Origin of the sequence: Achromobacter sp. UBA2119, from assembly GCF_002331005.1 — a bacterium.
Lineage (GTDB): Bacteria > Pseudomonadota > Gammaproteobacteria > Burkholderiales > Burkholderiaceae_B > Achromobacter > Achromobacter animicus.
In genome coordinates this window covers 598,968-610,120 of record NZ_DCYD01000015.1, presented here as the reverse complement: position 1 = coordinate 610,120, position 11,153 = coordinate 598,968, and the positions used below count along the sequence as shown (strand labels likewise).

The following is an 11,153-nucleotide window of genomic DNA, read 5'->3' as shown; positions in this document are numbered from 1 at the left end:
CCAGCACCGCGGTGCCGTTGGTGATGACGCCCACCAGATTGCCGCGGGCCGTGTAGCGGAACACGTTGGCCGGATCCGCCACGATTTCCTCACAGGCCGCCGCCACGCCGGGCGAGTACGCCAGCGCCAGATCGCGCTGGTTCGTCAGCTGCTTGGTCGGCGTGACCGAGATTTTGCCGGGGCGCCCGTGCTCGTGATATTCAAGGGCGGCTTTGCGAAGGTTGGCATCCATAGGGCGGTTACTGGCTAGAGTGTGTGACACGAAAGAGGGAGGAATTCTATTCCCATGACGGGCCGTGCGATACGCGGGCCCTGCTCTTTCTTGAGGTCGAGCGCCGAAATCTTACAGCAAGCTGAACGTTTGTCAGACTTCGGGCCACAGGAGTTCCGGGAAGCAGCCGTCGGGGTCGAAGTGGGTTTTGACGCGGCCGTCCAGGCGGACGGTTGCCAATCCCGGGGCAGCCGGTTCAGGCCGGGACGCGGTCGCGGCGCCGGTCCGGACATCGTCGCCGGGCGGCACGTCAACCAGCACCGCGCCCTGCAGCCAGGCCAGCGTGCCGCCGTGTCCCAGCAGCAATTGCGCCAGGTTGACGGTGGCCGGCGTGACGGGCTTGAGCGCGTCCAGCCGGTAGCGGCCCAGCCAGTGATACCCATCGTTGGTCGCGAACGCATCGCCGCCGGACGCAAGCTGGAACAGCGCGGGCACCAGGCGCTGCACGGTCGCCGACCGCAGCGGCTGCACGTCGGTTTCGCCGAACGCGCCCAGCGTTTCCTCGATGCCATCGGCCAGCAGGACGTCCGCCGCCACGAGGCCCGAGGCCGCGCAATGGCCCGCCGGCCAGGACGCCGGCGCCGCCACCCACTGGGCCAGCGTCATGTCGCCCGGCAGCCCTGCGAACTGCCGCAGCCCCGCGCTGGCCAACGCCGCCACGGTCACGCCGGGCTGCGCGTGCCACCGTGGTGCATCCCCGTCCAACCGGGTCAATGCGGTCAGCAAGACGGGATCCACCCGCAGGCGCGGCCGGGCCGAGGGCGCGAAGGGTCCCGCCGCCCCTTCCAATTCCAGCGTCACGTGGTACTCGGCGCAGAGCTTGCGCGCCTGGACGACGTCGGCCCCGGACGCCGGCGTGAGCATGGCGCAGGTGCCGTCCGCCCCACCCTCGCCCAGGTCGCGGACCTTGCCGCGGCACACCAGCGCGAGGCGTTGCACAAAGGCCGCCCACGGCGTCTGGACGGGTCGCCGGCCCATGAGAAAGGCGCGCCGGGATGGCTGCATGACTACAATTCCTTTTTTGCTAGATGACGCTTTCGAGATTCCGATGCCCCGCCTTGCTACCCGCACCCACGATTTCCTGACGTTCCAGGTGATGGAACTGTTCAAGCAGGCGCAGGCGCTGCAGGCGGCCGGAAGGGACATTATCAGCCTGGGCATCGGCGAACCGGACTTTACCGCGCCCCCCCAGGTGGTGGAAGCGCTGGACCGCGCCGCGCGCGCCGGCCTCAGCGGCTACAGCCCGGGCGCGGGCATCGCCCCGCTGCGCGAGGCCATCGCGCAGTTCTACCGCGACCAGTTCGGCGCCGCCATCGACCCGCGGCGCGTCATTGTGACCGCGGGCGCCTCGGGCGCCCTGACGCTGGCCTGCGCGGCGCTGGTGAATACCGGCGGCGAGGTGCTGATGCCCGATCCGTCGTATCCGGCGAACAGCAACTTCGTGTTGGCCGCGGGCGGCGTGCCGCGCCTGATTCCTAGCACGGCGGCAAAACGCTTCCAGCTGTCCGCCGACGACGTCGCGCGTCACTGGACGCCCGCCACGCAGGGCGTGATGGTGGCCTCGCCCAGCAATCCCACCGGCACGTCGATCGCCCACGGCGAGCTGGCCGAGCTGCTGGCGCAGGTGCGCGCCCGCGACGGCTTTGCCATCGTCGACGAAATCTATCTGGGGCTGTCCTATGACGGCCAGCCGCGCTCGGCGCTGACGCTGGACGACGACGTCATCGTCATCAACAGCTTCTCCAAGTACTTCCACATGACGGGCTGGCGCCTGGGCTGGATGATCGTGCCCGACGACATGGTCGCGCCGGTGGAAAAGATTGCCTCCAGCCTGGCGATCTGCGCGCCCACGTTGGCCCAGCATGCCGCGCTGGCCTGCTTCACGCCTGCCGCGCTGAAGATCTTCGAACACCGCCGCGGGGCCTTCAAGCAGCGCCGCGATTACCTGCTGCCGGAATTCGAGCGCCTGGGCATCGACGTGCCGGTCAAGCCGGACGGCGCCTTCTATATTTATGCCGATATCAGCAGCCTGGGCATGGACAGCGCCGCGTTCTCGCAGCGACTGTTGCTGGAAGCCGGCGTGGCCGCCGTGCCGGGCCTGGACTTCGGACCGGCGCACGCGGCGCACACCATGCGGTTTTCGTACGCCACCGGCCTGGACCGCCTGGAAGAAGCGGTCGCGCGGATGGGCGCGCTGTTGCAGCGCTGACCCTGCTGTGCCGTCCCCATGAAAAAGGCGCGTCCTTGCGGGACGCGCCTTTTTTTCAGAACGGACAGCGCGGATCAGTCGCGCGCCAGCGCAATGCCCGACGCCAGCGCCAAGCGCCGGCGTTCCGCCTGCACCTTGGCGCCGTAGCCGTTGTCGTCCGGGCCGGTGGCCCCCACGTAACACGCCAGCCCGCCGTCGATCGAACCGCGGCGGTTGATGCAGTCGCGCAGGATCGTGGCGCCGACGCCGATGTTGGCGGCCGGGTCCAGCGGATTCTTGCCGACCGCGTCAAACTTGTCCTGATGCACGCTGGTCATGACCTGCATCAGGCCCTGTGCGCCCACATGGCTTTCGGCCAGCGGGTTGTAACGCGATTCGATGGCGATCACGGCCAGGACCAGCAAGGGGTCCAACTGCTTTTCGCGGCTGACCTTGTACACGGTGTTCAGCAGCGGACCGGTCGCGTCATACGCAACCTTGTACTTGCGCGAGATATAGTTGCGCAGTGCTTCGGCCTGTGGTCCCGTGGCCGCCGACGCGGTCTTTTTGGGCGCGGGCGGCGCGACACGAGCCGGCCCCAGCATGCCGGTGGCGTTGCTGGCGGGTGCGGTGGGTACGGCCATGGCAATTGCCGACGAGGTGTCGGCACCCAGTTCGGAGCCGGCTTCGGACTCGGAGCTGGCCTGCATGGATGAAGGCGCGAGGGCGGTCAACAAGGCTTTGTGCACTTGCAATGCCTGGTCGCGCAAACCAGGCAGGGCGAATCCCATGCTTACCGTCACAATGACCGCGATGCCCAGGTAGACAGAGCAAATGCGCAGGGATTCGGCAAGATATTGGTGCACTCCTTGGGCCATGTTCCTGAACAGGCTGGCCACTGACGCATCGGGCATAAAACCTCCTGCGTAAAAAAGAGGGAGTCAATGTTAACCTCTCTTTGAATCCGAAATGTAACCAAATCGCTGGGATCTGTAGTGAAATACCGCGACCTTAGAGACTTCATCGCCCAACTTGAACGAATGGGCGAACTCAAACGCATTGCTGCGCCGGTGTCGACGCAGCTTGAAATGACGGAGATTTCCGACCGCGTGCTGCGGGCTGAAGGCCCCGCCCTGCTGTTCGAAAACGCCCGCCACAACGGCCAGCCCGCGCAGATGCCCGTGCTGGCCAATCTGTTCGGCACGCCCGCCCGCGTGGCGCGCGGCATGGGCGCCGACAACGTCAGCGCGCTGCGCGACATCGGCGAACTGCTGGCCTCGCTGCGCGAGCCCGAGGCGCCCAAGGGCCTGCGCGATGCGCTGGCGAAGGTGTCGATGCTGAAATCGGCGCTGTGGGACATGAGTCCCAAAAACGTCAAAAGCCCCGCCTGCCAGGAAATCGTCTGGGAAGGCAAGGACGTGGACCTGAACCGGCTGCCCATCCAGACCTGCTGGCCGGGCGACGTGGCGCCGCTGCTGACGTGGGGCCTGGTCATTACGCGCGGTCCCAACGCCAAGCGCCAGAACCTGGGCATCTACCGCCAGCAGTTGCTGGGCCCGAACAAGCTCATCATGCGGTGGCTGTCGCACCGCGGCGGCGCGCTGGATTTCCGCGACCACGCGATCGCCAACCCCGGCACGCCCTTCCCGATTGCGGTGGCGCTGGGCGCCGACCCGGCCACCACGCTGGGCGCCGTCACGCCGGTGCCGGACAGCCTGTCCGAATACCAGTTTGCGGGGCTGCTGCGCGGTTCGCGCACCGAAGTCGCGCAGGCGCTGGGCAGCAACCTGTCCGTACCCGCGTGGGCCGAAATCGTGCTGGAAGGCCATCTGCTGCCGTCCTCGGACCCGCGTGCCATCAAGCCCGTGGTGCCCGAAGGCGTCAATCCCCCGCCCGACACCGGCTACGAAATGGCGCTGGAAGGTCCGTACGGCGACCACACCGGCTACTACAACGAGCAGGACTGGTTCCCGGTCTTCACCGTCGAGCGCATCACGATGCGCCGCAACCCCATCTATCACTCCACGTACACCGGCAAGCCGCCCGACGAGCCCGCCGTGCTGGGCGTGGCGCTGAACGAAGTCTTCGTGCCGCTGCTGCGCCGCCAGCTTCCGGAAATCGTGGATTTCTACCTGCCGCCCGAAGGCTGCAGCTACCGGCTGGCCGTGGTGTCGATCCGCAAGCAGTACGCGGGCCACGCCAAGCGCGTCATGTTCGGGCTGTGGAGCATCCTGCGCCAGTTCATGTACACCAAGTTCATCGTGGTCGTGGACGAGGACATCAATCCGCGCGACTGGAAGGAAGTGGTCTGGGCGATGACCACCCGCATGGATCCGGTGCGCGACACGTTGCTGGTGGAGAACACGCCGATCGACTACCTGGACTTCGCGTCGCCCGTGTCCGGCCTGGGCGGCAAGATGGGCCTGGACGCCACCAACAAGTGGCCGGGCGAGACGAATCGTGAATGGGGCACCCCCATCACGATGGACGCGGATGTCAAGAAGCGCGTGGACGATATGTGGGGGCAGTTGGGACTGTAGACGCGCCACTGCCTGCGCATAAAAAAACCCCGCCGCCTGGCCGGGCCCGCATTGCCGGACGAAAGTCTGGCGGTGCGGGGCCGGTTGAGCGGCGGGGTTTTTATCTGGCAGCTGGCGTCAGTCGCGTTCCCGGTCGTCGTCCTGGCGCGCGCCGCGCCAGGCCTTCAAGAGCTGCCAGCCCACGAAGGCGCCGCCGGCCAGCTTCAACAGCTTGCCGCGCTTGCCGCCACGCATGAACATGGCGGACAGCGACGAACTGATGATGGGATAACGCCGCGCCATCGTGATGGCCTGCAACGCCCAGCGGGACGCGCCGCCAGATGCCAGGCCCGGCAGCATGCCGCGGATGAGCGCGCTGGGCTCGAGCCTGCGCCCGGCCGACACGATGTTCTGTGCCAGCGACTCGCGCTCGATGGCGGCGCGGGCGCGCAGCAATTCGATGCGCACGGCGCGGTCGACGGTCGGAGATCTTTTCGACATGGCTTAGAACTCCTCGCGCCGGCGCACCGGCGTCTCGTCGTCGGCATGCATGTCGCGCACCCGGTCCAGCAGTTCCGCATCCCGGCCCAGCTCTTCGAGCGTGGCCGAAAACGGCGTCTGTCCGTACACGAGTCCGTGGCGCACCACCAGCAACAGCACCACGCCGGCCACCCCATAGAACGCCGCCAGCAGCCCGAGCGCCAGATAGCGGTCTTCCGTGGGCCAGAACGCCACGGCGATGGTGATGGTGGCCACCAGCACCGCCAGCGTCAGAAATAGCAGGGCCGCAAACGCGAGGCCCAGCAGCTTGAGCAGGCGCGCCTTTTCGTCTGCGGCTTCCAGAGCCAGCAGCTCCAGCCGCGTGCGCATCAGCCCGACCAGGCTGGAGGCAACACCGAAAACAGTTTTTCTTAGACCCATGGCTGAATGAACGCCGGGCGGCAGGCAACGGCATGAAGCCGTGCCTGCCGCCCGGACGTCCTGCCCTGTCAGCGGCGGCTGATCAGCAAGCCGAGCAGCAGGCCGGTCACGCCTGCGACCCCGATGGCTTGCCAGGGATTGTCGTGCACGTAGTCATCCGTCGCACGGGCAGCCTTGCGGCCACGTTCGAGGACGGCGTCTTGCGCTTCGTACAGGGCCTCGCGCGTGCGCCGCAGCGAGGTCATGGCGCGGTCGCGCAGTTCGTTGGCCTTGTCGCCGGTGCTGCTGGCGGCTTCGCGCAGCAGGCTTTCGGCGTCGTTCAGGCTGGTCTTGACACTGTCCATGAGTTTTTCTTTTGCGACGTCTTCGGATTTTCTCGTTGCCATTTTCTGAGCTCCTGTTGTGTGTCCATGACGGAAACGATGATACCAGCGGCCATGCGGGCGGAAACGCCCGCTTGCTACCGGGTGCTACTTGATCTGCGTAATCTCAACGGCGGATTTCACGCCGCCCTGATCGATGTCCTGCTTCATCACCAGATTTACGGCCGGGCAATACCAATCGGTGACCGTCGTGTTCATGCCGGGGATGGGAATGGTCAGGCCCTGAAACGTGGCCATCGTGGGATCCGAATTGCGCGTATAGGTGATCGGGTGGCACGACTGCTTGCCCAGCGCGGTGTCCATCGAGGTCTTCTGACCAACCGATTTTTCACCGATGCGGACCGTGGTGCTGGGCTGGCCGCCCACCGGCGCTTCCTTGCCGATCTTCAGGCGGAACGACGAGCCGGGCAGCTTCTGGCCCGCCGCCAGCTTGCCGTCGTAGGCAAAGAGACCCAGCATGCGCAGGTCGAACTGGCCTTCGGAAGGCTTGGGCGCTTCGCCCGCGCTGGCGTAGCGCAGGAAGGTGGCTTGGCCGCCCTTGACGGTCATCAGGTAGTCGAGCTTGGACTTGCCGGGCGGCAGACCCGCGTAGCTGAATCGGGCAACGCCCTGCACGCGCGCGCGGCAGTTGTCGCCATTGCTTTTTGTAACTTCGGCAAAGGTCAGATCCGCGCCCAGCGCCAGATTGCCCGAGCCGGTCAGTTGGACGGCGCCCCCGTCGTGCATGAACTTCGCGTCACACACGCCGGCCTGCGCCGTAGCGGCCGCGCCCAACGCGCCGGCCGCAAAAACCAGGGATGCCATTTTTCGCATCGTCGTCACAAGCCACTCCAGAAATCCGAAAGCGCCGTCCCGCCATGGGGACAGCTGGCTTGATACTACACCGGTTGCCGTACCCGGCGTATGTCCGAACGTGTCGTCACGCCAGCACCGGCGCCGCGGGCGCGCGCGCCATCAGCGCCTGGATCTCCGGCACGCACGAACCGCAGCCGGTGCCGCAACCCAGCGAGTCCTTCAGCCCCGCCAGATCGCAGCCGCCTTCGATGCCTTTCAGGATGGCCGCTTCGCTGACGCCATTGCAGACGCAGAGGGTGCGCGAACGCACCGCGCCCGCAACGCGTCCCATCAGCAGCGCCGCGATGCTGGCGGGCGCCTCGCCCCCCGCAGCCCACGCCAGCAGCGGCTCCTGCGCGCGCAGGTCGCCCGTCAGCAGAAAGGCATGCAGCGTGCCTTGGCCGGCGCTGACCCGGCGCAAATAGCCGCGCGCCGGATCGTCGTACGCCACATCGGGACGCCGCAGGTCCAGCGTGTCTGCCAACTCGTGCAGCACGTCGGCTTCCGGCGCGACGCGGCTGGCGAGCCGCAACCGGACGCCGCCCGCGCCCACCGGCAGGACGACGGCATAGTCGAAGCGGCGCAGCCAGGGCGCCAGCCGGGTCCGCAGCGCCGCTGCATCGCCCTGCCGCCACGCCGCCGCCTGCCACAAAAGGGCCGCCGGCTCGGCGCGCACGGCGCTGAATTTGAGCTCGGGCTGGCGCGATATCGGATCGGCTGCCGGATTGGTCAGCGCGTTCACGCCCAAGCCGGCCATGAACGCGCTACCCCAGTGCATCGGCACGAAGGCCTGGCCGGGAAGCAGCGACGCGTCCGCCTGCACCGGCAGCACCAGCGCGCCGCGCCGCGACTGCAGCCGGGCCAGTGACCCGGGCGCCAGATCCAGGCGGCGCATGTCCTCCGGATGCAGCGATACCCATGGCTCCTCGACATGCTGCGTCAGCACGCGAGCCAGCGAGGTGCGCGCCATCGTGTGCCAGTGATCGCGCAACCGGCCCGTCGTCAGTTGCAGCGGAAAGTCGCCGGAAACGGTTTCGGCGGTCGGCCGCCATGCGACGTCGCAGAACCGGGCGCGGCCGCTGGTGGTGGGAAACACGCCGTCGGCGTACAGGCGCGCGGTGCCCTGCCCCGCCCGGTACGGCCATTGCTGCGGTCCGTGCTGCGCCAGCACGGCGTAATCCACCGTGCTGTAGTCCAGGTCCCGGCCGGCGGTCATGCGGGCGTGCTCGGCAAAGACCTCGCTTTCGTCGCGATAGGCAAACAGCGCCGCCTTGGCCGGCGCGATGCGCGCCGCGAGCCGCTGCGCAACTGCCTGTGCCAATCGCCAGTCGGGCTGCGCGTCGCCGGGCGGCGCGATGGCGGCGCGGACCCGGCTGATGCGCCGCTCGGAGTTGGTCACCGTGCCGGTTTTCTCGGGCCAGGTCGCCGCGGGCAGCACCAGGTCGGCATGGGCCAGCGTCTCGGTGCCGGCGAATGCCTCCTGCACGATGACGAACTCCGCGCGGGCCAACGCGGCCCGCACGCGCGCCTGATCCGGCAGCGACTGCGCGGGATTGGTTGCCGCGATCCACAACACCTTGATGCGCCCGTCCAGCACCGCGTCGAACATGTCGAGCGCCGTGGCGCCTGGCGCGTCGGGCAGGCGCTTCACCCCCCACAGCCGCGCGACCTCGGCGCGGTCCGTGGCCGACGCGGGATCGCGATGGCCCGGCAGCAGGGTCGCCATGCCGCCCGCTTCGCGCCCGCCCATGGCGTTGGGCTGGCCCGTCAGCGAAAACGGCCCCGCGCCGGGACGCCCGATCTGCGCGGTGGCCAGATGCAGGTGAATCAGCGCCGCATTCTTGTCAGTGCCCGCCACCGACTGGTTCAAGCCCATCGTGTACAGCGACAGCGCCGCCGGCGCCTGGCCGAACCAGCGCGCCGCCTGGACGATGTCCTGCGCCGGCACGCCGCAGAGGCGCTGTGCCGCCTCGGGTGTCACCGTTTGCACGCGCGCCCGTAGCGTCTCGAAGCCCTCGGTATGGCGCGCGATGTAGTCCTCGTCGACCAGCCCCTCGCGCAGCATCACATGCAGCATGGCATTGAACAGCGCCACGTCAGACCCTGGCGCGATCGGCAGATGCAGGTCGGCAAACGCGGCCGTGTCGGTGCGGCGCGGGTCGATCACGATCACCTTCATGTGCGGCCGGCTGGCCCGCGCGGCTTCCAGCCGACGAAACAGCACGGGGTGCGCGTAGGCCATGTTGGACCCGGCGATCAGCACGGTGTCGGCCAGTTCCAGGTCTTCGTAGCAGGCGGGCGGCGCGTCCGCGCCCAGCGTGCGCTTGTAGCCCGACACCGCGCTTGACATGCACAGGCGCGAATTGGTGTCGATGTTGTTCGTGCCCGCCAGCGCGCGCGCCAGCTTGTTGAAGACGGCATAGTCTTCGGTCAGCAACTGGCCGGACAGATAAAAGCCCACAGCATCCGGGCCGTGCCGGATAATCGCGTCGGCCAGCCGGTCCGCGGCGATGTCCAGCGCCTGCGCCAGCGCGACATCCTCAAGGGACTGATTGCGCGCCGAACGCCATTGCGCCGACAACACGCGCGCGTCATCGCGCCGCACGGTGTCGGCCAGCGCCAGACCTTTGCTGCACAAGCGGCCGCGATTTGCCGGGTGCGACTCGTCGCCGCGCACGCCAACGACCGCACCATCGCGCACCTGCACCCGCACCCCGCAGCCGGTGCCGCAGTAACAGCAGACCGACGCCACGTCTCGCGCCGCTTCGTTGACGATTTCAATCCGTCGCGCCATCGGCATGTCCATGTCCTACTCCGCCCCCGCTTCGCCCAGCATGAGCCGGTCGCGCAGCGCGCCGATGCCGACACCTTCGCGGATCAGCCGCATGTACCAGGCGCTGTCCGCCGTGTCGCCGTACAGGCAGGCGCCGACCAGGCGGTCGTCGCGAATAACCAGTTTCTTGTAGACGCCGCCCGGCATGTCGGCCAGCGTGATCGTCTCGGTCTGCGCGCCGCCCGCGAAGTTGCCCGCGGAGAAAAGGTCGATGCCGGTCACCTTGAGTTTCGTCGACGTGACGCTGCCCTCGTAACGGCCGATGCCGTGCAGCGCAAGATGATTGGCCGCGACCTTGGCCTGCTCGAACAGCGGCGCGACCAGCCCGTAGGCCGTGCCACGGTGGCTGACGCATTCCCCCACCGCATAGATGCGCGGGTCGAACGTCTGCAAGGTGTCGCTCACCACCACCCCCCGATCCACATGCAATCCGCAGCGTTGGGCCAGTTCGGTGTTGGGCCGCACCCCGGCGGCCATCACCACCAGATCCGCCGGGACTTCCGTGCCGTCGGCAAAGCGCACCGCGCGCACGCGCCCGTCCGTGCCGCCCAGGATCGACTCGGTCTGGTGCTGGAGCAAAAACGTCAGCCCCCGCGCTTCCAGGTTTTCGCGCAACAACGCGGCCGCCTCGCCGTCCAGTTGGCGATCCAGCAGCGCCGCGCCCAGGTGCACCACCGACACGGTCATGCCGCGCGCCGCCAGGCCGTTGGCGGCCTCCAGGCCCAGCAATCCGCCGCCGATCACCACCGCGTGGCGGTAGCGCGTGGCGGCGTCGATCATGTGATTGACGTCGCCGATGTCGCGAAATGCCACCACGCCGTCCAGATCATGACCCGGCACCGGCAGGATGAAAGGCGTGGACCCGGTTGCCAGCAGCAGCCTGTCGTAATGCGTACGAGAACCGTCGTCGGCCTGCACCACGCGCCGCGCGCGATCGATATCCGTCACCGTGCGGCCGCGCAGCAGCCGGATGCCGTGGCGTGCATACCAGTCCTCGTCGTTCAGCACGATGTCCTGCAGCGTGCGTTCGCCGGTCAGCACGGGCGACAGCAGGATCCGGTTGTAGTTGGTGTGAGGCTCGGCGCCGAACACCGTGATGTCGTAGAGATCCGGCGCGAGCTTGAGCAGCTCCTCCACGGTGCGAATGCCGGCCATCCCGTTACCGACCACGACCAGCTTCTGCCTGGCTTGCATGACAGACCTC

9 protein-coding genes and 2 pseudogenes are annotated in these 11,153 nt (G+C 67.9%); 2 read left to right on the top strand and 9 right to left on the bottom strand.

Annotated features, from left to right (window positions below):
- Together B3098_RS17255 and B3098_RS17250 are read right to left on the bottom strand one after the other, a co-directional pair.
- Positions 1-232: pseudogene (locus B3098_RS17255) on the bottom strand (NADP-dependent malic enzyme); the annotation flags it as partial.
- Positions 233-364: 132 nt separating this feature from the next.
- Positions 365-1,276 (bottom strand): FAD-binding protein, encoded by a 912-nt coding sequence (locus B3098_RS17250; RefSeq protein ID WP_286897993.1) that lies wholly within the window; start codon positions 1,274-1,276, stop codon positions 365-367.
- 43 nt (positions 1,277-1,319) lie between these two features.
- On the opposite strand from B3098_RS17250, the gene B3098_RS17245 reads away from it, so the two are divergent.
- Positions 1,320-2,480 carry a pyridoxal phosphate-dependent aminotransferase gene (locus B3098_RS17245; protein WP_286897991.1) on the top strand — a complete coding sequence of 387 codons (1,161 nt, stop codon included), beginning with the start codon at positions 1,320-1,322 and terminating at the stop codon, positions 2,478-2,480.
- 74 nt (positions 2,481-2,554) lie between these two features.
- Here the strand turns inward: B3098_RS17245 and B3098_RS17240 are convergent, their stop codons facing one another.
- Positions 2,555-3,373, bottom strand: a complete 819-nt coding sequence (locus tag B3098_RS17240) for a lytic transglycosylase domain-containing protein (RefSeq protein WP_175124550.1) — start codon at positions 3,371-3,373, stop codon at positions 2,555-2,557.
- 81 nt (positions 3,374-3,454) lie between these two features.
- On the opposite strand from B3098_RS17240, the gene ubiD reads away from it, so the two are divergent.
- Positions 3,455-4,999 (top strand): 4-hydroxy-3-polyprenylbenzoate decarboxylase, encoded by a 1,545-nt coding sequence (ubiD, locus tag B3098_RS17235; RefSeq protein ID WP_175124549.1) that lies wholly within the window; start codon positions 3,455-3,457, stop codon positions 4,997-4,999.
- Positions 5,000-5,116: 117 nt separating this feature from the next.
- Here ubiD and B3098_RS17230 read toward each other — a convergent pair whose 3' ends face one another.
- The 6 genes and pseudogenes from B3098_RS17230 to B3098_RS17205 form a co-directional block, all read right to left on the bottom strand.
- Complete coding sequence (locus tag B3098_RS17230) at positions 5,117-5,479, bottom strand: hypothetical protein (RefSeq protein ID WP_175124548.1); 363 nt, start codon at positions 5,477-5,479, stop codon at positions 5,117-5,119.
- Between the two features lie 3 nt (positions 5,480-5,482).
- Positions 5,483-5,899: a phage holin family protein gene (locus tag B3098_RS17225; protein WP_175124547.1), complete on the bottom strand. Its 417-nt coding sequence runs from the start codon at positions 5,897-5,899 to the stop codon at positions 5,483-5,485.
- 68 nt (positions 5,900-5,967) lie between these two features.
- Positions 5,968-6,285, bottom strand: a complete 318-nt coding sequence (locus B3098_RS17220) for a DUF883 family protein (protein WP_105240220.1) — start codon at positions 6,283-6,285, stop codon at positions 5,968-5,970.
- A gap of 84 nt (positions 6,286-6,369) precedes the next feature.
- The gene (locus B3098_RS17215; RefSeq protein WP_370633016.1) at positions 6,370-7,095 is read right to left on the bottom strand and encodes a hypothetical protein; all 726 of its coding nucleotides are present in this window, start codon (positions 7,093-7,095) and stop codon (positions 6,370-6,372) included.
- A 106-nt stretch (positions 7,096-7,201) separates the two neighbouring features.
- Positions 7,202-9,922 carry a nitrate reductase gene (locus tag B3098_RS17210; protein WP_286897985.1) on the bottom strand — a complete coding sequence of 907 codons (2,721 nt, stop codon included), beginning with the start codon at positions 9,920-9,922 and terminating at the stop codon, positions 7,202-7,204.
- Positions 9,923-9,940: 18 nt separating this feature from the next.
- Positions 9,941-11,143 (bottom strand): annotated as a pseudogene (locus B3098_RS17205) (NAD(P)/FAD-dependent oxidoreductase); the annotation flags it as partial.
- Positions 11,144-11,153: the final 10 nt, after the last annotated feature.